This is a genomic window from Actinomyces sp. Marseille-QA0893, assembly GCF_976954355.1.
This window is the reverse complement of sequence record NZ_CDRJSY010000001.1, coordinates 208,329-232,563: the sequence shown is the minus strand read 5'-3', so window position 1 is coordinate 232,563 and position 24,235 is coordinate 208,329. Positions and strand designations below refer to the sequence as shown.

Genomic DNA, 24,235 nt, shown 5'->3' with positions numbered 1-24,235 from the left:
TTCAATCCTCCCGCCCCCCCAACGACATTCACATCACAAGCGTTGTATCTAGACGCTTCCTCATTAATTCTTCAAGGAAGGATGTGGGTACAAACTTTCAGTCGGATAAACGGGCCTTCAACGTGACGACGGTTCCGCCGCCTTCAGCAGGCTCCCAATCGATGCTGCCTCGAAGTTCGCCGCGAACCATCTGATTGACGATCTGCGTTCCCAAACCCGTCATGGCCCGACCGGGCTGGATTCCTGCACCATTGTCAGTGACTGTGACAATGAGCTGGTCACCGTTGCGCTGCGCGTGGACTTGGATCAGCCCGTCCTTATCCGCAAGACCGTGCTCAACCGAATTCGATACAAGCTCGTTGAGAACAGTCGCCATAGCCTGCGCTTGTGCTGCTGCAAGGCTGCCGAACTCACCGCTGGTCGTCACATCGACCGCATGATCGGTTGAGGCAAGCGTTCCGGCCATTCTCACAATCGTTCGCGCGACATCGTCAAAATCAACCTGCTCATTGACGTCTTGTGAGAGAGCCTCGTGAACAGTCGCAATCGCCTGGACTCGCCGCTCGGCTTCCTTGAGTGCGGCCTGAACGCTTTCCAGATCAGAACGGCGAGACTGAAGACGCAGCAGAGCCGAAACCGTCTGCAGATTATTCTTCACGCGGTGGTGAATCTCGCGAATCGTTGCGTCCTTTGTCATGAGTTCTTGTTCGCGTCGACGAATCTCGGTGATATCACGCGTCAAGATGACAGCGCCCAGACGCTTATGACCATCGACAAGCGGAAGCGCACGCAAGGAGATCGTGACCCCTTGAACCGATAGTTCGACGCGCCAGGGGGCACGTCCCATCACGACGACCGCCAAAGACTCTTCAACGCTGTTCTCATCGCTCACAGCATCAGTGATGCGTTCGGCCAAGACTTCGCCAAAAACAGAATCTTGACGGATTCCAATGCGACGCAGACACGACATAGCATTGGGGGTCGTCTGAAGGACCTTTCCATCTTGATCGATGAGGATCGCTCCGTCTTGGACGCGGGGAACACCGTGGGCGGAAGCCGTCGGAGCAGACTTGTAGGGGTACTCGCCCCGAGTGATCATCTCGCAGATGATGTCCGCTGCGTCACTTGTCCAGGTATCAAAGTTTTGAGCAAGACGAGGCGAGGATAGGTTCGTTTCGCGCGTGAGCACTGCGATAACTTCGCCCTCGTAGGGGATCGGAACACAAACCTCGAGAACCGAGTAGGTACCGGCCCAATGCGGCGAAGTCGGGCGCACGACCTTGCCGGTTCTCATCGCCTCACGCAGCTCGGCCTCGCGAGCAAGAGGAAGATACAGGCCCCGCGGATCGTCAGCGTGAACGGTGATCGAGGTTGACGGGCGGCAATTCTCGGCGGCGAAGAAGCGGTCGTCGTCTGTATGAAGCCACAACACCAAGTCGGCAGCCGCAAGGTCTGCAAGAACCTGCCAATCAGCCAAGAGCTGGTGCAAATGATCGTGAGCTCCCGGGGACAGCTTAGGAGTGAATGAGACTTCTGCAGATTGGGCAAAGCTTGACATGTCCGACATGTCTTCACAATAGCGGCACTCGCCTCATTGTGAGAATCAACGGGCGGCAAGGATACAATCACTCCTGTGGACTTCGCTTCAACATAGGGGCGGAGCAGGCAAGAAGATGGGACAATGATGCAGGTCAATGGGGATGCGCAGTATCAATGCTCGCCGGAGGCATTCGTCGAAATCAGCACGAACGGGGATTTCGTTCAGACGCGCTTTGGGGATCTTATTCGCGAGGCCGTGGTGGAGAATCCGCAGGCAGGCGCCGTGAGCGTTCGTGGACAACTCAACCCCGACGCCCTTCCCGCGCGTGCGCGCTCGGCGGTCGAAAACCAAGTCCTCATCGAATACGACGAGGTGTGGACGCAGGTCGCTCCCAGGCACTTTCAAGCGAGATGCACCCTGAATGCTGAGGCGGTCTCTGTCAGTGCACACCTGACTCAGAGCGTGAGCCCCGTGGAGTGGGATCTCAATCAGTGCCAGTGGGCGCTCAGCGGCGAATACAGAATTGCAATTCCTCTTATTGGACGCATGGTCGAGGCCACGGTGGCCTCTCATTTCGACGAGTTCTTCAAGCGAGAGCACAAAATCGTCGATACATGGCTCAAGAGACATGCGGGCGAGTACTACATCGCGGAATAAAACCCTTTTACTTCGGGTTGTGAACTGATAAAGAACACGGGAAGGACACATCATGGCTGAAGAAATTAGCGAAACAACAGAGTCTGTCGCGGCTGCGGGTGGCCCCTCACGGCCTCTGTACTTGGAACGCACAGGAGTGCGTCAGTACGTGGCTCGTAATGCTCGCGGAGCTGAGGTTCTGGTCGGTGACGGTCCGGGACGCTTCACCCCGGGTGATTTGCTCAAGCTTGCGCTGGCCGGTTGCAATGCAATGTCCTCTGATGCGCGTTTTGCCGCAGTTTTGGGCGAGGACTTTGCGCAGATTGCCGGCGTTTCCGCCGAATATGACGAGGCCGCCGATCGCTTCACTTCCATGGAAGTTGAGCTTCTTCAGGACCTCTCTTCGCTTAGTGAAGAAGAGACAGCAAATCTTCTTCGTCGTGCTGGTTCCGCTATTGAGCGCAATTGCACGATCGCACATAGCCTTTCTGAGCCGCTGCCTCACACCTTGCATATCGCCTCTGAACAGGTTCGCGAATCTTGAGAGTTGCTGCCTCTTTCGCCAGCGTGTGCCACTAGGCTTGTAGGCGCTGGCGAAAGAGGCAGAACAAAGCCGGAAGGGAAAAGTAATGAACCAGGTTGATAGGAAATACGAAGACCTACTGGCAAAGATTATGCGCGAAGGTGCGGAAAAGACCGACCGCACGGGTACAGGCACGCGTTCCCTTTTCGGTGCACAGCTCCGCTATGACCTCTCACAGGGCTTTCCGCTCATTACGACCAAGCGCGTCCACATGAAGTCGATCATTGGTGAGCTCTTGTGGTTCCTCAGCGGGGATTCGAACGTGCGGTGGCTTCAAGAAAACGGCGTTCGCATCTGGAATGAATGGGCCGATGAAAATGGTGACTTGGGGCCCGTTTACGGTGTCCAGTGGCGCCGCTGGAATGCCGGGGATGGCCGTCAGATTGACCAAATCTCTCAGGTTTTAGAGACACTGAAGACTAACCCTGATTCCCGTCGCATGATTGTGTCCGCTTGGAATGTTGGGGATCTTCCGCAGATGGCTCTTGAGCCTTGCCACGCGTTCTTCCAGCTCTATGTCGCCCAGGGGCGCTTGTCTCTCCAGCTGTATCAGCGCAGTGCCGACATGTTCCTTGGTGTTCCCTTCAATATCGCCTCTTATTCGCTCTTGACCCACATGTTCGCTCAGCAGGCCGGCCTGGAAGTTGGCGACTTTATTTGGACCGGGGGAGACTGCCACATCTACTCGAACCATGTTGAGCAGGTGAATGAACAGCTCTCGCGTGAGCCCTATCCCTTCCCAACTTTGAAGCTGCGCCAAGCGGATTCAATGTTCTCTTACGATTTCGACGACATCGAGATTGAGGGCTACGAACATCACCCGACGATCAAAGCGCCGGTGGCCGTGTGAACCACGGCGGAGGCGCTGCCCGGGAAACGGTGGTGGGGGAGGAACCGCACGTGCAGCATCGCTCGGTCCCTCTTGCCTCGATTTGGGCCCAAACGGCTGATGGGCTGCTGGGGTCGGGGACTGAAATGCTCTGGCGGGTTCCTGCGGATTTTGCTCACTTCAAGGCCACAACAATGAACTGCCCGATTATTATGGGTCGTTCATCATGGGACGCCTTGGGGCGTCCCCTGCCTGGTAGAACATCCATTGTCATCACCCGAAACCCAGATCTGAAACTGGATGGTGCGCTGGTTGCGCATTCCTTGGACGAGGCTGTGCGACTTGGACAAGAGGATGCACGCGAGCGGGGCAGTGAGCGCGTGTGGATCACGGGCGGCGCACAGATCTACACGCAGTCAATGCCGCTGGTGGATGAGCTTGTCGTCTCTTTCTTAGAACTTGACGACCCCTGTCTTGAAAAGATCAAGGGCAGCGAACATCGCGTGTATGCTCCAGAGATATCCCCTGAAGAGTGGGGACTTGACCTGAGCCGCAGCGATGAGGCCTGGCGTCCCGCCTCAGGAGATGCCCTCCGCTGGAAAGTCGGGGTTTTCCGTCGCCTGTGACAAGGGCGTCGTGAGAGTCTTTGCCTCCACATGAACGCGCTCGAGGGGTTCGGAACTGAGATGAATTCCTGAGAGCTTCCGAGCGCTGACTAATGCTCGTGATTCAAAAGAACCGAGGAAAGAATTCCACGACTGCGATGCATTGTTGAGTGCGACGGAGACTTTGGATGCGTGTTTTCCAAGTGTTTGGAGCCGTTCGTAGAGTTCTTGAGAGAGCTGAATAATCTCTTGAGCCTGTGTGGATAGGCTTTGTTGACGCCAAGTGAAAGCAACTGTTCGCAGAATCGCCCAAAGGGACGTGGGGGAAGCAAGAACAACATTCATGTTTAAGGCGTCGTGCATAAGTGAAGGATCGGTATGCAATGCTGCAGAGAGAATCGATTCGCTGGGAACAAAAGCGATGACATAGTCAGCGGCATGGGGGAGTTCTTTCCAATATTCCTTTCGGGAAAGTTCACTGACGTGGCGGCGCAAGGACTTCGCATGCTGGAGCATGAGCTGCTCGTATGTGAGTGTTTGATCCGAAGGATCCTCGCCATCAAGATGCAGGGGAGTGTCTTCGCTTTGGGCGCGCAAATAAGCATCCAGTGGGACTTTCGCATCAACTGGAATGCACTTGTCTTGAGGGAGGAGGACGATCATGTCGGGGCGTTTGGATCGGCCTGCCGTTGGCACTTGGGTGTCAAAGTGAACGTGCTCGATAAGCCCGGCAGACTCAACGAGGGAACGCAGCTGGGCTTCTCCCCAAGTCCCGCGAAGAGGAGCATGAGAGAGCGTGCGCGTGAGTTCTTGGGTGGACTGCCGAAGTAAATCTTCCGATTCTCGTGTCCACTTTAGTTGCTGATCAAGCGCGCCGATTTGCGCGGCCTGCTGTCGTTCTAAAGAACTGACGGAGGTTTGAAGGAGTTTTAAGCCTTCGTTGATCGGAAGGATTGTCTGCATAAGGCGTTGGTGCTGCGCCGATTCAAGCTGTGCTGCTTGGGATTGAGAATCGGCCAGGAGGCTTTGGAAGGTGTGTTCTTGCGCGAGGCGTTCACGCAGTTCTGCCACCTGAGCTTGGCTGCGTGCGAGATCCTGAGAAAGTTCGAGGCGCGCGTGGAGCGCCCCGCTATGCTTGCCCACTGCCCACGATAAACAGGCTAGGGCTGCGCAGAGGAGGAAGAAGAAAAGGCTCTGAAGTGTCATGGAGCGATGCTAAAACCGGGCACTTTCATCTGCGTCCAGTTTGAGCGTGTGGATCTACATGACCCATGTCACCCGCCTCGAGTTGTGCTTTTGGGCCAAGACAGGTACCTTTTATAGGTACCGACGCGGGGTGGAGCAGTTCGGTAGCTCGCCGGGCTCATAACCCGGAGGTCGCAGGTTCAAATCCTGTCCCCGCTACTAGTAACCCGGTCTCGATAGAGACCGGGTTTTTGTATTTCTGCGCGCTTATCTGAGAAGACTCGCGTATTAAGCTCTCCGTTCCAATTAAAAATTGCGGTCTACGCAAGGCGTAGACCGCAATTGAGTGGAGGAACTTCTAGCCGCGCTTGCGCTTGCGCAATGCAGCGCCTGCACTTGCGCTCAGTGCCGCTGCTCCAGCGAGGAAAGCAATCGGGGCACCCGTGCGCGCGAGCGTGGGCTTTGATGGCTTCGACGCAGTGGTCTGCGCTCCTGCCGAGCTCGTGCTTGGGCTTACCGAAACCGTCGTTGACTCACTAGCTGAAGGAGATGCAGCGCTTGTACTCACTGAAGCCGTAGGAGTGCTTGCGGTAGGTGTTGTTGAGCTAACGGACGGAGAAGGCGAGGGGGTGGGCGTTACACACGGCGAGGGGTCGAGGATTGGATCGACTTGTGTTCCAGCAGTCAGCGGAGCGACGGTGATATTGGCGGTCCAAGAGTCTGCAGAGGATTGTGCATTAGCGCCGGTGAATCCCGTGAGCGCCGCGGTGTTAGAGATGGTCGTTCCCGCGCCCTTTTCATTCACGCGTCCGAGCACATGCAGCGTCGTGTAGTTCATGAAACCGAGCTGCCCTGCGCCGCCGTCCCAGATTCCAGTGCAGTGATCATAGGAACCGAAAGTCTTGGCATCAGTACAGGGGAAAGTGAAGTCTCGAATGAGGCCGTCGTCCGGGTTCGGATCAAATTCATGTCCTTCGCGAACCCAGAGGTGATCGACCGGAGGATAGGCAAGGATCTCGTTGTTGCACAGTCGGGTCCACGAGTTCTGGTAGGTGATTCCCTCGGGCAGCAGGTCTTTCACATTGATGTTTGTGACTGTGCCAATGCCACGGTTAAGAATGTTGACGCGGTACAAAACATAGTCGCCAACGTTAAAGTTCCCAATCGGGGAATCAGCCGTCGAATCGAGAGCGATGGGCAGTCCGTTCGCGCCATAAACAGGCTGAGCGCCAGACATCTGGACGTGGGCAGCGTCCTTCAAGACGATAAGATCAGCGCCCTGGTTTGGGTCAGCGTTGGCCTGGAACTTGGATGCTGAAACGCCGACAATTCCCAGGGCAACACAGGCGCTGAGGAGTGCTGCACACATACTGCGGCGTCGAGAACGATGGAGTGTCATGGTATGTCGGTCCTTCTGTAAACGGGGGTTTAATCGAGCTTACGCCTGCTCGAGACGAAAGATGATCCTGCAACAGTGGTGAGCACCGCTATCCCCCCAAGGAGAGCCAGGGGAACACCCGTCCGCGCGAGCGTGGTTGTCTGCGGTGCGCGAGAGGCTGCTGTCGCGCTTGTCGTTGCCGAGGCCTCGCTGGTGGTGGGCGTGGTAGTGGGGGCACTTGTGGTTGCGGAAGGAGCGGATGTGCTCACCGATGGTGAGGGCTGCGAAGAAGTGGGGGAATCCGAAGGTGTCGGTGTTGAGCAAGGTGAGGGATCAGTGATCTCCTCAACCTGTGCGCCGGTAGCAAGAGGTGCAACAGTAATATCTGCGGTCCATGAGTCAACGGAGAGCTTTGAATTTTGAGGAGAGACATCCGTTAAACGAGCGGTGTTGGAAAGCGTCTTTCCTGCGCCCTTCTTGTCGACACGTCCAAGGACGAACAAAGTTGAATATGAAGCGTATCCAAAATACTCAGTGCTACTCGTCCATGTTCCGCTGCAGTGATCGTAGGTCCCTGAAGAGTATCCTTCAGGTGCACGACAGGGGAAAGTAATCGGGCTGTCTGGGTACAGACTCTCATCGGGATTCACGCTTTGGCTCTCTCGGACCCACAGGTGGTCAGTTGGAGCTACAACAGAGTGGAAGCATCTACGTGTCCAGGAGTTTTGATAGGTGACCCCTTCGGGAAGGAAATCCGAAACAGTAAAGCTGTTCACATAGGGATAATTGCGATTCAGGACATTGATGCGGTAAAGAACGTAGTCTCCGACCTCGAAGCGTCCAATGGGAGCATCCGCGGTCGAATCAAGACCAATAGGGAGGCCGAATTCATCGTAGGCGGGCTGCCCGCCCGACATCTGGACGTGGGCCGCGTCCTTCAAGAGGATTAAATCGGGGACGCGTTCTTCATCTGCCTGAGCCTGAAGCTGTGCGGTGGAGACCCCCAAAATCCCCATTGCAACGCTTGCAGTAGCGAGGGCAGCAATGATGCTCCACCCTCGCTGCGAACGCCTCAACATAACGTGCCTCCAAAACCTTAAAAACTCAGCAAGCTGTCTGAGCACAATACCGAAAGATGCTATCTGTAAGTAGGTGCTCAGTTCAAGAAAAACGGCCAGTTGTGCCCTAAAGCTCATATGTTCTGAGCGAAATACCCTCTCTCAAAACAGTTGTAGTATGAAAATGTTGGAAGACATTTGAGGAGGGCAAAATGAGTGAACCGACGATGCCACCGAGCTTGCCGCCCATGGGCGGACAGGCAATCCCGCAGGGAAGTGTGCCAGCAACCGGCAGGATTGAAAACGGTGACTACTATTTCGATAAGTTTGACGATCGTCCGATTCCCACGGTGGTTAACCGACTGGTCATTGAAAAAGGCTCGTGGACTAAAGCAATCGTGGGCTTCGTTTTGGGTGGGGTTTTCCTCCTTGCATGTGTCAATTCCGTGCGCACTGAACAGTCTGTTGCTGCAATCATCCTTTGTTTCTTGATCGGGGCTCTCTTGATTGTCGCTGGGCTTGCCATGATGCCCCGCAAAGACTACATCGACTACCAGGGCTTCTATGTCACGAGCATTTTTGGCTCGAAGCGCTTCCCTTGGCCTCATTCGCGTACCAGTTTCTACGTCCGTAACACGCGGGCTGGAAACGCTGCTTCGGCGAGCGCTCGGATGACACAGACCTTCGACGTGAAACTGATCAGTGCTGAGGGAATGCAGATTCCCTTGGGGATTGTCTTCACCGGTCCGAACTCGGATGAATTGGAATGGCGAGGTGTCGTTCAGTGCTCGCGTATTTGGGATTGGGGCGTTGCAAGGGGCTACACCGTTGAAACGGGGGAGTACATTCCTCTTTCGGGAGTTGGAATTCACCAAGCACTTCGTCAGTCTCAGGAAGAACGTTACGGTCTTCGCTAGAACTTCAATCAATGAGTAATCCCTACGCTCCTCAGCCTGCTGAGGATTCTTCTCGAGTATCACTTCCTCCCGCTGCTGGGGAGCGCATCGTCATTAAGCCAGAGGAAGAAATCGTCTCGAAAATCGGGACGGTTGTTGACGGTGGCTATTACTACGATCAAAACGATGAGAAGCCGATTCCTCTTGAGGCAGAGCGAATAGTCTTCGAAAAAGGCTCGACCTTTATGGTGATTTTGTCGTGGTGTTTAGCGCTCTTTCTCTCTCTACCGTTCCCAACGATGCTGACCAAGGGAACTGACGCGGTCATTGACGCGGATCATCCATTGATCTGGTCCTTCATGCTAGGGGTCGATCTGGTGATCATCGTCTTTCTCATTATTCATGGTTTCCTTTATTTCCCAAGTACAGATTGTCTCGACTCTGAAGGGATGACCCTGTCTATTTTGTCGAGGAAAATACAGATTCCGTGGCCGCACTCGCGAACGGGTTTGTATGTTCGCCTTGTGAACCAGAAAGGTCGAGCTCTTCAGACAGCTGAAGTGAAGGTCATTCGCCCAGACGGTTCCTCCGCGTTACTTCCTATTACCTTCAGGGGAGTGGATTCAGTCAAAACTGAACGAGATGCTGTCATCCAATGTTCTCGGATCTGGGATTGGGCGGTTGCAAAGGGCTACACCGTTGAAACGGGGGAATACATTCCTCTTGCGGGATTAGGGGTTCAGCAGTTTCTTCGCCGTCGCCAGGAAGAACGCTACGGTCTTCGCCAGAACTTCAATCAATGACTAATCCCTACGCTCCTCAGCCTGCTGAAGGTAGTAATCCCTTCGCTCCTCAGCCTGCTGAGGGTAGTAATCCTTACGTTCCTCAGCCCGCTGAAGGTAGTGCTCCTCAGCCCGCTGAGGATTCTTCTCGAGTATCGCTTCCTCCCGGTGCTGGGGAGCGCTTCGTCATTGAGCCAGAGGAAGAGATCGTCTCGAAGATCGGGACGCTTGTAGACGGTGACTACTACTACGATCTAAACGGCGAGAAGCCGATTCCTCTTGAGGCAGAACGAATAGTGGTTCTGACAGGGGCATGGATCGCCATTATTGTGCCCTGTGCTTTCGCGCTTTTCCTGTTCATGCCTTTCGTGAAAATGATGAGGGATGGCCCCGCTTCAGTGATCAATCAAGATCACCCAATTGTCTACTCGGTCATGCTGGGTGTTGATCTGCTGATCGTTATTTTGCTCGTTGCATTGAGCGTTCTTGTCTTCTGGCCCTGTAAGAATTACATCGACAAAGATGGTTTCCGCGTCACTTTCTGTTTCAGAACAATGCGCTCGCCGTGGCCACGTTCAAGGAGCGGCTTGTACGTGCAGATCCGATCGCGTCGAGGCAGACCCGTCAAGACATCTCAAGCGAAGGTTGTTCGTCCAGACGGTTCCGCTATCTCGATTCCCATTGCCTCGATGGATATTGACGCAGACGAGGCTGAAAAAAGCACTGTTATCCAGTGCTCTCGGATCTGGGATTGGGCAGTTGCGAAGGGCTACACCGAAGAGACCGGTGAATATATCCCTCTCAGGCGCCGCGGTAAAGACGACGTTTTTCGCCGTCGCCAAGAAGAACGCTACGGCCTTCGCGCCCATGTGAACGACAACCAGGAAAACCTCCAATAGGTCTTTCCTTCGTATAAGGGTGTGGGCCCGGCAGCTGCCGGGCCCACACCCTTATACCTAGAACTTAGTTCTTCTTCTTAGCCGGGGCTTCGCCCAACTCGAAGGAAGCAACGCGGATAGAACCCTGATCTTCGGTAGCCTCTGCCGAGGCCTCGAAGTGAGCAGGACCCTGAATCTTCGTCGCGGCCGCAAGATCTTCCAAGACCTCCTCAAGCAGGGGGATCATCTGCTCGGGAGCAGATACCGTCACCTCAAGGAAGGGTGTCCTGGGGGAAACCTTTGCTTCGGACTTCACGCGGCGCAGGACCACCAGTGCCTCAGAGGCAACACCCAACAACACGCTAGAAGCATCTTCGATAGCGCCTTCAACGGTCCCATCCGGAGTGACCTCAAGGTTGGAGGTGGTCGGCCATGCAGCCTGGTGGACGCTACCTTCGCGATACCAGCTCCACACCTCTTCGGTCACGAAGGGCAGGTAGGGAGCAAGCAAGCGAACGAAGGTATCGATGGCGATCGCCAGCGCTGCGCGGGCAGAAGCAGAAGCCTGATCGCTCCACTTGCCCTCGCGGTTGTAGGCGCGTTCCTTCACGAGCTCCAAGTAATCATCACAGAACGTCCAGAAGAAGGACTCGGTGACTTCCAGTGCGCGAGCATGCTCGTAGTTTTCCAAAGCAGCGGTCGCAGAGGCGACAACCTCACGCAGTCCGGCAAGCATCGAACGGTCCAGCGGCTGGACGACATGCGTGATGTCCAGATCCAGATCTGCGTCCCCGCCCATCGTGAGAGCAAACTTCGAAGCGTTGAGCACCTTGATGGCCAGGCGGCGGCCAATCTTCATCTGCGATTCATCAAAAGCGGCATCCAGGCCCAGTCGAGCAGATGCCGCCCAGTAACGCACCGCGTCCGAGCCGAACTTCTCGAGCAGGCCCATGGGGGTCACGACATTGCCCTTAGACTTCGACATCTTCTTGTGATCCGAGTCCAAGATCCATCCGGAAAGACCTGCGTGTGCCCAAGGGAGCGCGCCAAATTCCAGATCTGCGCGGACGACCGTTGAGAACAGCCAGGTTCGGATAATGTCCTGACCCTGCGGACGCAAGTCCATCGGGTAGGTGCGAGAGAACAAGTCCTCGTCCTCAAGCCACCCGCAGGCAATCTGCGGGGAGAGAGAAGAGGTCGCCCAAGTATCCATGATGTCGAGTTCGCCCACGAAGCCACCGGCGATGCCGCGTTGATCCTCGGTGTAACCCGGAGCGGTATCCGATGAGGGATCAACAGGAAGCTGATCTTCACTGGGGGTGATGATCTGCGTGTAATCGACTTCGCCATTTTCGTCAACGCGGTACCACAGGGGGAAGGGGACGCCGAAGAAACGCTGACGGGAAACCAGCCAGTCGTTGTTGAGGCCGCGTACCCAGTTCTCGTAGCGTACGCGCATAAAGTCCGGGTGGAACTCCAGCTCCTTACCGCGCTCAATGAGTTCCTCGTTCAGGTCCTTGCCAGTTGCAGGATTGACCCACGGCTTGCCGCCGTTACGGATGTACCACTGACGCGAAGTCACGATCTCCAGGGGCTTGTCGCCCTTTTCAAAGAAGTTTGTCTGGCGCATCGTCTTCTGGGGTTCGCCGCGCATTTCGCCGCTTGCCTCGAGGCGCGCCACCAAGGCCTCGCGAGCAGAGAAGGTGGTCTTCCCCGCAAGCTCAGCGAAGGCCTCGCGGCCCTCATCGGTGGTGATCCACTCGGGGGTTTCGGTCTGCAGGCGGCCGTCCTTGCGCAAAACTGTGCGCAGCGGAAGGTTCAGGTCACGCCACCAATCGATATCGGTCGTGTCACCGAAAGTACAGCACATGGCGATACCGGCGCCCTTGTCCATCTCTGCCTCGGGGTGAGGAAGAACGGGGACCTCAACACCGAAAACAGGGGAGGCAACCGTGGTGCCGAATAGGGGCTTGTAGCGCTCGTCGTCGGGGTGAGCGATCAAGGCCACGCACGCGGGAAGAAGCTCGGGACGAGTCGTCTCAATGCAGACATCAACACCGTTCTCAACTGGCGCACCGGCTGCAGCGGCCTCGGCAGCGCGCGCGGGGTCGGTGATGTGGAAGGCGAGGCGGTGGTAGAAGCCCGGGGATTCGCGGCTCTCAAGCTCAGCCTGGGCAACCGCGGTCTGGAAGGTCACGTCCCACAGGCCAGGAGCCTCAGCCTGATAGGCCTCGCCGCGCTCGAGATTGCGCAGGAACGCGGCCTGGGCAACCTTGCGGGCACGAGTACCGATGGTCTGGTAATTCTGGGTCCAGTCAACCGACAGGCCCAAGTGGCGCCACAGATCCTCGAAGTGCTTCTCGTCCTCGACGGTCAAGCGCTCGCACAGCTCCACGAAATTACGACGCGAGATCGGCACCTGATCGCGAGCCTTGATGGACTTGCCTTCGCCGCCAACATGAGGGGGTTCGAAGTTCGGATCATAGGGGAGGGTCGCATCGACGCGAACCCCGAAGTAGTTCTGAACGCGGCGCTCGGTAGGCAGGCCGTTATCATCCCAGCCCATGGGGTAGAAGACCGATTTACCCAGCATTCGCTGGAAACGTGCGACGACGTCGGTGTGCGTGTACGAGAACACGTGGCCGACGTGAAGTGAACCCGAAACCGTGGGCGGGGGAGTGTCGATCGAGTAAACCTCTTGGCGGGGGCGGCTTCGATCAAAACGATAGGTTCCCTGATCTTCCCAACGCTGGTTCCACTGGGCTTCGAGGCCTTCAGTGGCGACCTTGTCCGGCACCTGGGGTGCGGGCAGCGAGGTTGGTTCGGCCTGGCGCTGAGCGCTCATACATATTCTCCATCCGAGTCGTGGACTTATTACCGTCCAAGCCTACGTTTCATCAGGTCCCCGGTCCAGCGAGAACGCGCCGATGAGTCGCTCACAGTGGGGACTAGACTGGAGAATGCAGAGCAGCGTGCACACGAGCAAAAGGATCCCTTCGTTACATCCGCTCATCGAGCGGTCTGCGCGAGCGAAGAAGGAGAGCCTGAGTAGTCTGGATTAAGGATCGCTCACACTTGAAAAGGAGAGTCATGGCTGCGGTGCACACACGTGATATCGGAGAAGAAACCCTCGGTCTTCTTCGACGGCTGATCGCCTTGCAATCGGTCAATGACCTTACCCCAGATTCGGGACAGGAGATCAAGGCTGCCAATCTTTTTGAAGACTACTTTGCCGGCCTTCCCGTGACGTGTGAGCGCATTGAAGCCCATCCGGGTCGAACGACCTTAGTCGTCACGGTTCCCGGAACGGATCCCAGTTGCGAAGCTCTCACTCTTCTGGGACACGCCGACGTTGTCCCAGTCGATGAAAAGCACTGGACGCACCCTCCTTTTGAAGGGGAAATCAGCGATGGACAAATTTGGGGCCGAGGGAGCGTGGACATGCTCCACCTCACCGCTGCTATGGCTGTCGTCACTCGCCGCATCGCCCAAGAAATCGCCGATGGTGGCGCACGACCACAAGCGACCCTGACTTTCGTCGCTGCTGCGGATGAAGAAGCACGAGGCGGACTGGGAGTTCCGTGGATCGGTGAACATCGCCCCGAGGCTTTCTCGTGGGATGCTTCGTTATCTGAAATGGGAGGCGCGCATATTCGAGGCGCCCGGGGCCGAGATAGCGTCGTCGTCATTGTCGGAGAAAAGGGAGCCGCGCAACGGCGTCTTCATGTGCGCGGGGATGCCGGTCATGGATCGATTCCCCTTGGTCGAGTGAGTGCAGTCGAGATGCTGGGTAGGGTTTCGCGTGCTCTCGCTCAAGCCCAATGGCCCCATGCAAGCGATGAAATCTGGGCGGGTTTTGTTCGCGCCTTCGAGTTCGATGCTGCTCTTGAAACTTCTTTGCTTGAGGGGAGCTACACCGGTGACTACAGCGAATTTGGTGATCTTGCCGCATACGCTCACGCCGTTTCGCATATGACTGTTGCGCAAACCGTTGTCAGGGCCGGAGGTCCGATTAACGTTCTTCCTTCCTCTGGCTACATCGAACTCGATATCCGTACTCTGCCTGGGCAAAGTGACGATGACGTCGATCGCGCGATTTTCGAGGCCTTGGGGGAGCTGGCCCCCCGCATCCAGATCGAGCGCTTGCTCAGCGAGCCAGCCACGGCCTCGTCAATCGAGACGAAACTCTACCGAGCAATCGAAGAAGTTCTTCGCGAAGCGCACCCCGGCGCAGTCGTAGTCCCCATCCTCTTCCCAGGAGGATCAGACCTCAGGGTCGGCAGGCGCAAGGGGGGAGTGGGCTACGGTTTTGGATCATGTGCTTCCGGGGCGACGCTCGGCGAGGTCTATTCGCAACTTCATGCGCACGACGAACATATGCCCATCGAAGACGTCTTCTCGACCGCGCGTGATCTAGAACGCCTTGTTCGCCTCTATATTGGCGAATAATTCCAGCACGTTTGGGGAATTTCTGCGCATTGGCTCCTGCCCAGTGAATGTGAGATTTGCTGTTACAAACGACCAGTACGTGGCACAACTCGCCAAGGGACCTGTTGACCCATATCGTTATATTTGTGCACGTCCGTGCGCGCCAAAGGAACAAAGGAGAATTGGATGCCAGCATCACGCATCACCATGAAAGCAGCCGCTCTTGTCTCAGCCGCTGTCCTTATGTGTACCTCGCTGGCAGCCTGTGCGCCGAAGAATGCCTCTTCGACGCAGTCCTCGAGCAAGGCAGGGACAATTACGGTCGGTCTCCCGGGTTCTTTGTCGACCCTGGATACCGCCCACGAAACCGGAATTATCAACTACTACGTTGCACAGGTGACCTCTGAAGGTCTGCTCGCTGTCGATAAGGACGGCAAGCTGGTTCCGGCAATTGCGACGGCTTACCACACGGATGATGCGAAAACCTGGGTATTCCAGATCCGTCAGGACGCGAAGTTCCAAGACGGCAACCCCGTGACCATTGAAGATGTTCTCTTCTCGATCAACGTCGCGAAGGATCCCGAAAAGTCGCCTTCTTCGGCCGTGTACTGGACGGCAGGAATTGAAGCGGCGCAGACCGGAGAGTGGGAAATTACCATTACCCTTCCTTCTCCGGCCGAGAATTTCGGGTGGACCGTGACGGCAAACGGTGGCCTGTGGATTACTGAGAAGTCCTTCTACGAGGCCGCGCAGTCCTATGGTTCCTCCAAGGACCTGATCATGGGGACTGGCCCTTACAAGGCAACCTCGTTCCAGCCCGACTCGAAGGCAGTTTTCGAGAAGAGTGGAACCTGGTGGGGTGGAGATACTCCCGCGCAGACCATCGAGTTTGATTTCTTCTCTGATGAAAACTCGCGTCTTCTTGCTCAGCAAAGCGGTCAGATCGACATCTCGACTCAGCTCCCGACAGATCAGCTTTCTCAGTTTGAATCGATCAACGGAGTGAAGGTCCTGACCGAATCCGACCGTTCCTTCGTGGGATTGACCTTCGATGAAGGCGTTGCTCCCTTCGATGACATTCACGTCCGTAAGGCAATCGCTCACGCTGTCGACCGAAAGGCCATCGTCGACTCGATCCTCAAGGGCCGAGGCGAAGTTGCGACCGGAATCGAACCCAACGATCAGTTGGGCAGCGAGATCGGCGTCGATAAGGCTCGTGAACTCCAAGCCAATCTCCCCGTTGACTCCTTCAACATGGAGCAGGCTCGAGCAGAGCTCGCTCAGTCGAAGGTCCCCAACGGTTTCGACACCGAACTGACCTACCCGGCCTCGATTCCTGAAATGGGATCCGCAGCACTCGCTATTGCGGAGAACCTCAAGCAGATCGGAATTAACGTCACGGTGACTTCGAAGCCCATCGAAGAGTGGGTTTCCAAGGTGGGAACAGGTGAATACGGCCTGTACTACATGAGCTACACCTCGACGACCGGCGACCCCGCTGAAATCGCCGGCTGGCTGCTCGGTCCTAGTAATCCCGCACGTTATGTGAATGAGGAAGTTCAAGGTCTCATCGCATCGTCGAACCAGGAGACGGATCCTCAAAAGCGCGCCGAACAAATTGTCGCTGCTGAGCGCATTGCCCAGCAGAACACGATTTACTCGCCGATCTGGTGGGGCAAGACTTCAACTGCTTTCTCCAAGACCGTCACTCCCAATAACTACACGTCCTACTTCTTCATGACCCCCTGGGCCGCGTCCCTGAACGTCACGAAGTGATGGTGCGTTTTCTTGCTCGACGCCTCGCGGGTTTCGCGGCGGTACTGCTAGCCCTGTCTTTCATCATCTTCTCCCTCTTGGATATGGTCCCGGGAGATCCGGTGAAGATCTTGGTTGGCACCCGCCGCCTGACCCCCGAGGTTCGTGCTGCCATTACGCAAAAATACGGCCTCGACGAACCCTTTTTGATTCGTTATTGGCACTGGCTCAGCCGCGCGCTCACGGGCGATTTTGGCGATTCGGTGCGCTCGGCGACCCCCGTCACGGACGTCCTCGCCGGGCGCGTCGGTCTGACAGCAACCCTTACGCTCATGTCCTTTATCATTGCGATCTGTGTCGGTGTGCCCCTGGGGATCTGGGCGGCACGCCGCGCAGGAAGCTGGGTTGATCGCTCCATCGTCGGATGGAGCGTCGTTGGCATTTCCGCTCCCGGTTTCGCCCTGGGACTTGTCCTCCTCTACGTCTTCGGACTCATGCTCGGATGGTTCCCCATCTTCGGGCAGGGGGAGGGACTCCTCGATACCCTCTGGCACCTCGCTCTTCCCGCGCTCGCGCTGGCAACGGGGATTGGAGCGATGATCGTGAGGATTACACGCGCCGCAGTCATTGCAGAACTCAAGCAGGACTACGTGACTTTCGCGCGCTCTCGCGGCTTGGCCTCCAGGCGCATCACCCGCATGTACCTGCGCGCGGCCTCGCTGCCGATCATTACTTCCGCGGGACTGATCCTGGGTACTCTTTTCGGCTCGACTGTTCTTGTCGAGGAAGCTTTTTCTCTTCCCGGACTGGGGCAACTCCTTGCCGACTCCATCACCTATAAGGATGTGCCCGTCGTTCAGGCGATAGCCCTCTTGGTCGCGGTGGTGATCATCGCCGTTACTTTCGTTGTGGATGTCGCCGCTTTTGCGATCGATCCTCGTCAGAAGCTCGAAGAAGGGGGTGCCGCGTGAGCAGCGCTCAGCCTACTGATCGTTTCCGTTCGACTTTACGAGGCCTCGGACACTTCGCGCGCACCATCCCCGGTTCCGTCGCGCTCTCCTTTGTGATCCTGGGTCTGGTTGCGCTCTGCGTTTTCTTCTCTTCGCTGCTGGCTCCCAATGCGCTGGGTCAGAACGTGAGCTTGGGCGTGAGCCCAGCCGGGACGGTGGGCCACATCTTTGGAACCGACAAAGTTGGCCGCGATATTCTTGCTCTCACTATTGCGGGCGCGCGATCAGCGGTCCTTGGCCCTATCGTCATTGCCGGCGGCTCGATGGTATTAGGCCTGCTTTTTGGAATGACTGCCGCTTGGTGGGGAGGCTGGTGGGACACACTGGTTTCTCGCTCGTGCGAAATCCTGCTTTCTATGCCGGTCACCTTGTTAGCGATCGTCGTTGCAGGCGTGATTGGAGGCTCCTACTGGGTGACCGTGGGCGTTCTGATCATCTTGTTCGCGCCCTCAGATATCCGCATGATCCGCGCGGCGACGCTCCAGCAGAAACCGCAGCCTTATATTGAATCTGCACAGGTTCTGGGATTGTCTTCTCCGCGTATCTTGGGCATCCACATTCTGCCCAACATCACCCCGATCGTGTGGGCGAACCTCTTTGTCAACGTGGCTTTTGCTCTTGTCTCTCTTTCAGGCCTGTCCTACCTTGGCTTTGGCGTGGGAGCTCAGGACGCAGACTGGGGACGCCAGCTTGCCGATGGACGTTTCATCCTTGCTCAAAATCCGGCCGCCTGTGTGATCCCCGGTCTTGCCATCATCATTACCGCCACCGCGATTAACATCGCTGGCGATTGGTGGAGTGAAAGGCAGGAGGTGCGCTCATGACGACTGACGATATGGGTTTGTTGGCCTCGGGTATCAGTGTCTGGGCTGCTGATGGCCGTAGCCTCGTCGATGACGTGACGATTCAAGCGCGTGCAGGTCATACCCTGGTGATCGTTGGTGAGTCTGGCGCAGGCAAATCTATGCTTGCCCGCACGATCTGTGCCCTTACCCCGCATTCTCTTCGCGCTCAAGGACGCGTCGCCCTGCAGGGACGTGAATACGACATTGTGCGCAACGCGCGGGCCTTCAAGGGCCTTCGTGGCCAAGGCATTGTCTGGCTTCCTCAGGACCCCTTCACTTCCTTGTCGCCGACTCAGCGATGCGGAGATCAGATTGTTGCCGGACAGCGCCTTTCTCAGCGTGAACGTCGCGAGCGGATCGGGGAGCGTTTGCGTGAGGTTGGGCTTCCCGAGCGCGTGGCGCGAGCGTATCCGCATGAACTCTCCGGTGGTATGCGTCAACGCGTCGCCATTGCGGCCGCACTGGATTCTTCTCCCGCGGTCTTTATTGCCGACGAACCAACAACCGCTTTGGATGTGACGACTCAAAAAGAAATCCTTGACCTTTTGAGTGATCTTCGTTCGATCCGGGGAATGGCACTGGTTCTCATCACTCACGATTTAGCTCTTGCTCGCGAGTACGGGGATGAAGTAGTTGTAATGCGCCATGGGCGCGTCGTCGAATCGGGCGCTGTTGCAAAGGTCTTCGCTCACCCAGAAACTCCCTATACGCGTGAGCTCGCCGCTGCTGAGCCTCGACTTGATGGTCCCAATCCTCGCCCTGAGAGTCCGGCTTCTACCGCGCACACTGAGCTTCCTCCTCTTGTTGAGGCTCGTGAGCTGGTCAAGGTTTTTCGTGGCCACGGGCGCGGAGGAAGGCACGTGGCCGTCGATGGTGTTTCTGTTGCGATAAAACCACAAGAGTCAGTGGGCATTGTCGGTGAATCGGGTTCTGGAAAGACAACGCTCGCACGCCTGATCATTGGATTGGAAAAGGCTGATTCGGGCAGCGTGAGTATCAACGGCGTTGAACGGGGGCCTCGGCGCACGCACGTCGTGGGACCGCCGCCGATTGGGATCGTCTTCCAAAATCCCTACTCGGCCCTCAATCCCGCTCGAAGCGTTGGTGCGACCCTTGCCGAGGCCTTGCGCGTGGGTGGCCGCGAGGCCAGTGAGGTAGCGCAGCTTCTTCAATCTGTTGATCTTCCTGCTTCCTATGCCGATCGCTACCCTGCGCGTTTGTCGGGCGGCGAGCGTCAACGCGTGGCGATTGCGCGCGCTTTGGCAACGCATCCGCAGCTTCTGATCTGCGACGAGGCCGTTTCCGCCCTTGATGTTTCGGTGCAGGCATCAGTTCTGGAACTTTTGCTTCGCCTGCAACGCACAGAAGGTTTCGCCTTGCTCTTCATTACGCATGATCTTGCAGTTGCACGCCAGATGTGTGACCGGATGATTGTTATGAAAGATGGAGTGATCGTCGAAGAAGGACCTACGGAAGATATTCTTCACTCTCCGAGTCAGGACTACACTCGCGCGCTTCTTGCTGCTGTTCCCGGACAAGAGGGCCACGATGACTGAAGATATTTTGCGGATTTCGATTGAACCTGGCGACAATGGCTACGAGCGACTGATCGCTTTAGGTGTCCCGCATGAGCGTGCGAAAGACTGGGCATGCCTTGGGCCCAAAATGCATGCGACCTTGTGGATCAATGGCCCTGTGGGAGTGTGGGAAGTCCACCGTGAGCTGTCAGCTCACTTGCGCATCGCTGGATGGACACTTCTCTGCAGCGGAAAAGACGCAAGCGACGACGAACAGCTTGTCCGCCTGTGTGAGATCGTGGCGGAGCTTAGCGATGACATGCGTTCACGGGGCTTTCCTCTGATTAAAGCCGATTCATGGGCTGATGAAGGGGTTTTTGTAGATGTCCTTCGCTCGAGCGGTTTTGAGCAGGTAACGATCAACGGGAACCCGCATCCCATTGAAAATGATCGAGACTATTCGCATAGCGGTTGGCTTTTCTGGAATCCAGATTACGAGCCGGAAGCCACGAATTTAATGATCCCCGCTTACGAGCACCAAAAAACGGAATTTACCTGCGGTCCCGCAAGCGCACTGATGACGCTCGGTGAGATTGAAGGCGACCCGCACACCGACTTTGTCAATGAGCTCAACCTCTGGCGTCAAGCGACCTACTCAGGGGGAGTGGGGCACTTCGGCTTGGCCTCGGCACTAGCGGACCACGGCGCACAGGTCGAGGTCCTTGTGACGACCACTCAGCCCATCGTGGGAGTTTCTAAAACCACGATGCTGGGAAAGCGGGCGCGGGTCGCTCTTCACCACGAGCATATGGTGCGTGCACGTGAGTTGGGAGTCACCTCCCAGGTGAGGGAACTGTCGGTAGAAGACATCACCTCGGCACTGGAATCGGGCAAGCACGTCATTGCTCTAGTCGACCTCGCTCCACTCAATGGGGAAGATACCCCGCACTGGCTTCTCATTTGGGGACGTGTCGGAGACTTCCTTTTGATGCACGATCCCTGGTACGACGAAGAGTTCGGCGAGACCTGGGTGGAAACCTATGTCCAGCCCCTCCACACACGCGACCTATGGGAGGCCGCACAGTGGGCTGATGACACCCACGAACGCGCTCTCCTTAGCGTCCGTACTTCTCGCTGAAATTCTTTTCAAAGGTTTCCAGCGATACGCCTCGTGTCTCGGGAACGATGAACACGTAGAAGCACAAGGAAACAACGTTAATAAGGCCAAACACGGCGTAGGTCCACGTTGCTCCCAAGTGCGTAATCATGACCGGGAATACCCAGGTGACGACAGCGTTCATCAGCCAACCGCAGCCGACAGCGAAACCCTGCGCCACGCCTCGGATCTTGGAAGGAAAGATCTCCGAAACCAAAACCCAGTTGACGGTTCCGGACTGCTTGGCAAAGACGAAGAGCGATACCAAAACAACGACGAGCCACGGCAGATATGTCGGGATCGATTGTGAGATTGTTCCATCACTTTGGACGTAGGGAGAGATCCCGAAGCCAAAGACAATCGCCAAAGCAAAAAGAGAAAGCGTCACGCCAGTTTCTTGGTAGATGCCGACATGACGGCGAGCAAGACGCGACACCAGATAGAGGCCGAAACCTGCTCCTGCGCATGCAACAGCACCTGTAATGACGTTGAGAGTGATGGAATCTGCTGCGGAGAAACCTGCTGCAGCAAGGATCTTGGGCAGGTAGTACATCGCGGTATTGATACCGGTGAGCTGGTCGAAGCACGCAAGGCCGATGCCGATGAGAAGTAAACGCCGAGTCCACTTGACAGAAAGCGTTCGGCGCAGTGACCAGTGTCCTTGAGTGTGCTGGTCATGCTGAAGTGCCGCGATCCGCTCGATTTCTTCACGCAGATTGTCGCGCTTGGGATCGCGGATACGCTTGAGTGCGCCGATGGCCTCGTAGTAGCGGTCCTTGGAAGCATACCAGCGCCCAGACTCAGGCATGAGGCGCATTCCCAGCCATAGGCAGACGGCCGGTATCGTTGCAAGTACAAGCATCCAACGCCATGCCAAGCCGTCGCCGCTGGTGACGACTGCGGTTGTCACGTGCTGGACTTGATCCCAGGGATACCATTGTCCGCCGGTCAAAGTGCCTGAAGGGTCCTCGGAAACAAAGACCTGAGGTCCACCGTGAGCACCAGATAGGATCGCGTTCATCGAGTAGGCGAGGAGCTGGCCAAAGACGATCATGAATTGGTCGAGTGCAACCAATGAACCCCGAACGCGCGTTGGGGCAGACTCTGCGAGGTACACGGGAACGGTCGCCGAGGCGCCACCGACGGCAAGCCCCAAGATGAAACGGAAGATGTACAGAATCGCGACATTTGGGGCAAAGGTGCACCCCAGCGTTCCGAGAATGAAGATTCCCGCCAAAAGGAGGATATTGTGGCGGCGCCCGTAGCGATCGGATAGGCGGCCACCGACGATCGCTCCCAGTGCGGCACCGAGGGCCAGAAATGCCCCGACCAGGCCTTCTTGGAATTCATTAATTCCAAGGCCTCCGGCGCTGCGAGGCATATACATATAGGGCAGTGCGCCGGCGATGACGCCCGTGTCATATCCGAAGAGCAGGGAACCGAAGGTAGCGACTCCTGCGAGGAAAGCGATGGAGCGCTTTGGCCCCGAAGCTGGAGTGTCTCGAGTCAGATCGTCGAGTTCCTTTTTGCTCAGCGCAGGAGGCGTTGAAGAATCAGTCATGGTCTCTATTGTGCATCCCCTCTTCATTGCTCGTGCACATATTCGGTGAATTGTTCATGTGTTCTGGGGGAATGAACAGGTGCTCGTTGTCGTCCGACGTATAGGCCGAGGCCGGAGCCGGCACGCCACGCGCACCCAGCCCCGGCCTCGGGAATACAGATTGTCAACTGCTCAGAGGACCATCGCAGCAACCCAACCGCCAATCAAGAGCGGAACGTTGTAGTGCAAGAAGGTCGGGATCACCGTATCCCGCATGTGGTCGTGCTGGCCATCGACGTTGAGTCCCGCTGTCGGACCGAGCGTCGAATCCGAGGCCGGTGAACCGGCGTCACCCAGTGCTCCAGCTGTGCCGATGATCGCCACCGTCGCCATGGGGGAGAAGCCCAGCGTGAGACACAGTGGGACGTAGATCGCCGAGATGATCGGCAGGGTCGAGAAGGAGGAGCCGATGCCCATGGTGATCACGAGGCCGACGAGGAGCATGATGATCGCCGCGAGGACCTTTGAACCGTTGAAAAGAGCTGCGGTTCCATCAACCAAAGGCTTAATCTGGCCCGATTCGTTGAGGACCGAGGCGTAGCCCTGCGCGGTGATCATGATCAAGCCGATGAGGCTCATCATCTTCATACCGCCACTGAAGACATCGTCAGCCTGCTGCCAGGGGACGACTCGCATGAAGAGCATCATGCAGAGACCCACCAAAGAGCCAACGAGCAGCGGATCGGCCTCAGAATCCATTCGAGTGAGAACGGTCTGAATGACAAAGCACACGACAAGGGCAGCCACCGCGGCCCAGACCTTCTTCATATCAATCGGCTTGTCCTCGGAAGATGCGAAGGAGGAGTCGCGCTGCTCGTAGGTGCGCGGCTTGCGGTAGGAGAAGAAAAGCGCGATCGCACAACCGATTGCCATTGAAGCCGCGGGAATTGCCATTGCTGCCATGGGGTTGACAGAAGACACGTCCATGCCGGCGTCGTTGATGTTCTTGTAGAGAATGTCGTGCAAGAAGATCCGCCCGAAGCCGATGGGGAAGAACATGTAGGCGGTGACGATACCGAAGGTAATCGCACAGGCAATCATGCGGCGGTCCATCTTGAGCTCGTTCATCACGCCAATGAGCGGCGGAATAAGGAGCGGGATGAAGGCGATGTGAATGGGGATCAGGTTTTGGCTCATGACACCCATGACGAGGACGCCACCGACAATTCCCCATTTGGCGCCGCGAGCAACGCGTGCGGAGCTCGCCGCATCAGCATTGCGCATGCGGTTCACAATTGCGCGCGCAAGCAGGGCCGGCAGACCTGAGTGAGCGACAGCCATGGCGAAAGCGCCGAGCAATGCGTATGAAAGGGCAATCTTTGCGCCTCCGGCGAGGCCGGTTTGGAAAGCGACCATCGTGCCAGAGATTCCCATTCCGGCGAGAAGGCCGGCGACAACAGAGGCCACAAAGAGAGAGATGACGACGTGCACTCGGGCGAGGCTGAGCGCCAGCATGACGATGACCGAGAGGACGACTGCATTCAACAAAAGCATGTGTATTCCAAGAGGTTGCGTGTGTGTTTAAAACTGACGTGGATAAGGAGCAAGAGCTTC

At 56.8% G+C, this 24,235-nt stretch carries 20 protein-coding genes and 1 tRNA gene; 14 read left to right on the top strand and 7 right to left on the bottom strand.

Going from position 1 to position 24,235, the window contains the following annotated elements; all coding sequences use genetic code 11:
• Positions 1-97 precede the first annotated feature (97 nt).
• Entirely contained in the window at positions 98-1,558 is a 1,461-nt protein-coding gene (locus ACWNMW_RS01065; RefSeq protein ID WP_449489974.1) for a sensor histidine kinase, read from the bottom strand.
• A 123-nt stretch (positions 1,559-1,681) separates the two neighbouring features.
• On the opposite strand from ACWNMW_RS01065, the gene ACWNMW_RS01060 reads away from it, so the two are divergent.
• The 4 genes from ACWNMW_RS01060 (at position 1,682) to ACWNMW_RS01045 (ending at position 4,214) form a co-directional block, all read left to right on the top strand.
• Positions 1,682-2,197: a DUF2505 family protein gene (locus tag ACWNMW_RS01060; RefSeq protein WP_449489753.1), complete on the top strand. Its 516-nt coding sequence runs from the start codon at positions 1,682-1,684 to the stop codon at positions 2,195-2,197.
• A gap of 52 nt (positions 2,198-2,249) precedes the next feature.
• Positions 2,250-2,720 (top strand): OsmC family protein, encoded by a 471-nt coding sequence (locus ACWNMW_RS01055; protein ID WP_314213122.1) that lies wholly within the window; start codon positions 2,250-2,252, stop codon positions 2,718-2,720.
• An 85-nt stretch (positions 2,721-2,805) separates the two neighbouring features.
• Positions 2,806-3,609: a thymidylate synthase gene (locus ACWNMW_RS01050; protein ID WP_449489752.1), complete on the top strand. Its 804-nt coding sequence runs from the start codon at positions 2,806-2,808 to the stop codon at positions 3,607-3,609.
• A 50-nt stretch (positions 3,610-3,659) separates the two neighbouring features.
• The gene (locus tag ACWNMW_RS01045) at positions 3,660-4,214 is read left to right on the top strand and encodes a dihydrofolate reductase (protein ID WP_449489751.1); all 555 of its coding nucleotides are present in this window, start codon (positions 3,660-3,662) and stop codon (positions 4,212-4,214) included.
• Here the strand turns inward: ACWNMW_RS01045 and rmuC are convergent.
• Positions 4,167-5,399: a DNA recombination protein RmuC gene (gene rmuC / locus ACWNMW_RS01040; protein ID WP_449489750.1), complete on the bottom strand. Its 1,233-nt coding sequence runs from the start codon at positions 5,397-5,399 to the stop codon at positions 4,167-4,169. The two genes, ACWNMW_RS01045 and rmuC, sit on opposite strands and share 48 nt — an antisense overlap.
• Before the next feature lie 124 nt (positions 5,400-5,523).
• On the opposite strand from rmuC, the gene ACWNMW_RS01035 reads away from it, so the two are divergent.
• Positions 5,524-5,597: transfer RNA gene (locus tag ACWNMW_RS01035), tRNA-Met, on the top strand.
• Positions 5,598-5,736: 139 nt separating this feature from the next.
• On the opposite strand, the gene ACWNMW_RS01030 is transcribed toward ACWNMW_RS01035, so the two are convergent.
• Positions 5,737-6,777 carry a cell wall protein gene (locus ACWNMW_RS01030; RefSeq protein ID WP_449489749.1) on the bottom strand — a complete coding sequence of 347 codons (1,041 nt, stop codon included), beginning with the start codon at positions 6,775-6,777 and terminating at the stop codon, positions 5,737-5,739.
• Between the two features lie 29 nt (positions 6,778-6,806).
• The gene (locus ACWNMW_RS01025) at positions 6,807-7,835 is read right to left on the bottom strand and encodes a hypothetical protein (RefSeq protein ID WP_449489748.1); all 1,029 of its coding nucleotides are present in this window, start codon (positions 7,833-7,835) and stop codon (positions 6,807-6,809) included.
• A 191-nt stretch (positions 7,836-8,026) separates the two neighbouring features.
• Here ACWNMW_RS01025 and ACWNMW_RS01020 point away from each other — a divergent pair, with 191 nt between their 5' ends.
• From ACWNMW_RS01020 to ACWNMW_RS01010, 3 genes are read left to right on the top strand one after another with little or no spacing between them, the layout of a single operon-like run.
• Positions 8,027-8,731: a hypothetical protein gene (locus ACWNMW_RS01020; protein ID WP_449489747.1), complete on the top strand. Its 705-nt coding sequence runs from the start codon at positions 8,027-8,029 to the stop codon at positions 8,729-8,731.
• 11 nt (positions 8,732-8,742) lie between these two features.
• Complete coding sequence (locus ACWNMW_RS01015; protein WP_449489746.1) at positions 8,743-9,513, top strand: hypothetical protein; 771 nt, start codon at positions 8,743-8,745, stop codon at positions 9,511-9,513.
• On the top strand, positions 9,510-10,391 hold the full coding sequence (locus tag ACWNMW_RS01010) for a hypothetical protein (RefSeq protein ID WP_449489745.1): 882 nt from the start codon (positions 9,510-9,512) through the stop codon (positions 10,389-10,391). Before ACWNMW_RS01015 ends, ACWNMW_RS01010 begins: the two co-directional genes overlap by 4 nt.
• Positions 10,392-10,455: 64 nt before the next feature.
• On the opposite strand, the gene valS is transcribed toward ACWNMW_RS01010, so the two are convergent.
• The gene (valS, locus tag ACWNMW_RS01005) at positions 10,456-13,215 is read right to left on the bottom strand and encodes a valine--tRNA ligase (RefSeq protein ID WP_449489744.1); all 2,760 of its coding nucleotides are present in this window, start codon (positions 13,213-13,215) and stop codon (positions 10,456-10,458) included.
• Positions 13,216-13,460: 245 nt separating this feature from the next.
• Here valS and ACWNMW_RS01000 point away from each other — a divergent pair, with 245 nt between their 5' ends.
• The 6 genes from ACWNMW_RS01000 (at position 13,461) to ACWNMW_RS00975 (ending at position 21,063) form a co-directional block, all read left to right on the top strand.
• Complete coding sequence (locus ACWNMW_RS01000; RefSeq protein ID WP_449489743.1) at positions 13,461-14,819, top strand: M20/M25/M40 family metallo-hydrolase; 1,359 nt, start codon at positions 13,461-13,463, stop codon at positions 14,817-14,819.
• 165 nt (positions 14,820-14,984) lie between these two features.
• Positions 14,985-16,574, top strand: a complete 1,590-nt coding sequence (locus ACWNMW_RS00995; protein WP_034502766.1) for an ABC transporter substrate-binding protein — start codon at positions 14,985-14,987, stop codon at positions 16,572-16,574.
• Positions 16,574-17,524: an ABC transporter permease gene (locus tag ACWNMW_RS00990; RefSeq protein WP_034502768.1), complete on the top strand. Its 951-nt coding sequence runs from the start codon at positions 16,574-16,576 to the stop codon at positions 17,522-17,524. Before ACWNMW_RS00995 ends, ACWNMW_RS00990 begins: the two co-directional genes overlap by 1 nt.
• Positions 17,521-18,387: an ABC transporter permease gene (locus tag ACWNMW_RS00985; RefSeq protein WP_314212260.1), complete on the top strand. Its 867-nt coding sequence runs from the start codon at positions 17,521-17,523 to the stop codon at positions 18,385-18,387. Before ACWNMW_RS00990 ends, ACWNMW_RS00985 begins: the two co-directional genes overlap by 4 nt.
• Positions 18,384-19,964, top strand: a complete 1,581-nt coding sequence (locus tag ACWNMW_RS00980) for an ATP-binding cassette domain-containing protein (protein ID WP_449489742.1) — start codon at positions 18,384-18,386, stop codon at positions 19,962-19,964. Before ACWNMW_RS00985 ends, ACWNMW_RS00980 begins: the two co-directional genes overlap by 4 nt.
• Positions 19,957-21,063 carry a peptidase C39 family protein gene (locus ACWNMW_RS00975; RefSeq protein ID WP_449489741.1) on the top strand — a complete coding sequence of 369 codons (1,107 nt, stop codon included), beginning with the start codon at positions 19,957-19,959 and terminating at the stop codon, positions 21,061-21,063. Before ACWNMW_RS00980 ends, ACWNMW_RS00975 begins: the two co-directional genes overlap by 8 nt.
• Here the strand turns inward: ACWNMW_RS00975 and ACWNMW_RS00970 are convergent.
• Both ACWNMW_RS00970 and ACWNMW_RS00965 read right to left on the bottom strand, forming a co-directional pair.
• The gene (locus tag ACWNMW_RS00970; protein WP_449489740.1) at positions 21,041-22,642 is read right to left on the bottom strand and encodes an MFS transporter; all 1,602 of its coding nucleotides are present in this window, start codon (positions 22,640-22,642) and stop codon (positions 21,041-21,043) included. The genes ACWNMW_RS00975 and ACWNMW_RS00970 overlap by 23 nt on opposite strands.
• 171 nt (positions 22,643-22,813) lie before the next feature.
• Positions 22,814-24,175, bottom strand: a complete 1,362-nt coding sequence (locus ACWNMW_RS00965) for a Na+/H+ antiporter family protein (protein WP_449489739.1) — start codon at positions 24,173-24,175, stop codon at positions 22,814-22,816.
• Positions 24,176-24,235 lie beyond the last annotated feature (60 nt).

What these genes read in the sequence shown, in the direction of transcription:
- ACWNMW_RS01065 (WP_449489974.1), bottom strand. Translation starts at nt 1,558, where the DNA reads ATGTCAAGCTTTGCCCAATCTGCAGAAGTCTCATTCACTCCTAAGCTG.
- ACWNMW_RS01060 (WP_449489753.1), top strand. Translation starts at nt 1,682, where the DNA reads ATGATGCAGGTCAATGGGGATGCGCAGTATCAATGCTCGCCGGAGGCA.
- ACWNMW_RS01055 (WP_314213122.1), top strand. Translation starts at nt 2,250, where the DNA reads ATGGCTGAAGAAATTAGCGAAACAACAGAGTCTGTCGCGGCTGCGGGT.
- ACWNMW_RS01050 (WP_449489752.1), top strand. Translation starts at nt 2,806, where the DNA reads ATGAACCAGGTTGATAGGAAATACGAAGACCTACTGGCAAAGATTATG.
- rmuC (WP_449489750.1), bottom strand. Translation starts at nt 5,399, where the DNA reads ATGACACTTCAGAGCCTTTTCTTCTTCCTCCTCTGCGCAGCCCTAGCC.
- ACWNMW_RS01030 (WP_449489749.1), bottom strand. Translation starts at nt 6,777, where the DNA reads ATGACACTCCATCGTTCTCGACGCCGCAGTATGTGTGCAGCACTCCTC.
- ACWNMW_RS01025 (WP_449489748.1), bottom strand. Translation starts at nt 7,835, where the DNA reads ATGTTGAGGCGTTCGCAGCGAGGGTGGAGCATCATTGCTGCCCTCGCT.
- ACWNMW_RS01020 (WP_449489747.1), top strand. Translation starts at nt 8,027, where the DNA reads ATGAGTGAACCGACGATGCCACCGAGCTTGCCGCCCATGGGCGGACAG.
- ACWNMW_RS01015 (WP_449489746.1), top strand. Translation starts at nt 8,743, where the DNA reads ATGAGTAATCCCTACGCTCCTCAGCCTGCTGAGGATTCTTCTCGAGTA.
- ACWNMW_RS01010 (WP_449489745.1), top strand. Translation starts at nt 9,510, where the DNA reads ATGACTAATCCCTACGCTCCTCAGCCTGCTGAAGGTAGTAATCCCTTC.
- valS (WP_449489744.1), bottom strand. Translation starts at nt 13,215, where the DNA reads ATGAGCGCTCAGCGCCAGGCCGAACCAACCTCGCTGCCCGCACCCCAG.
- ACWNMW_RS01000 (WP_449489743.1), top strand. Translation starts at nt 13,461, where the DNA reads ATGGCTGCGGTGCACACACGTGATATCGGAGAAGAAACCCTCGGTCTT.
- ACWNMW_RS00995 (WP_034502766.1), top strand. Translation starts at nt 14,985, where the DNA reads ATGCCAGCATCACGCATCACCATGAAAGCAGCCGCTCTTGTCTCAGCC.
- ACWNMW_RS00990 (WP_034502768.1), top strand. Translation starts at nt 16,574, where the DNA reads ATGGTGCGTTTTCTTGCTCGACGCCTCGCGGGTTTCGCGGCGGTACTG.
- ACWNMW_RS00980 (WP_449489742.1), top strand. Translation starts at nt 18,384, where the DNA reads ATGACGACTGACGATATGGGTTTGTTGGCCTCGGGTATCAGTGTCTGG.
- ACWNMW_RS00975 (WP_449489741.1), top strand. Translation starts at nt 19,957, where the DNA reads ATGACTGAAGATATTTTGCGGATTTCGATTGAACCTGGCGACAATGGC.
- ACWNMW_RS00970 (WP_449489740.1), bottom strand. Translation starts at nt 22,642, where the DNA reads ATGACTGATTCTTCAACGCCTCCTGCGCTGAGCAAAAAGGAACTCGAC.
- ACWNMW_RS00965 (WP_449489739.1), bottom strand. Translation starts at nt 24,175, where the DNA reads ATGCTTTTGTTGAATGCAGTCGTCCTCTCGGTCATCGTCATGCTGGCG.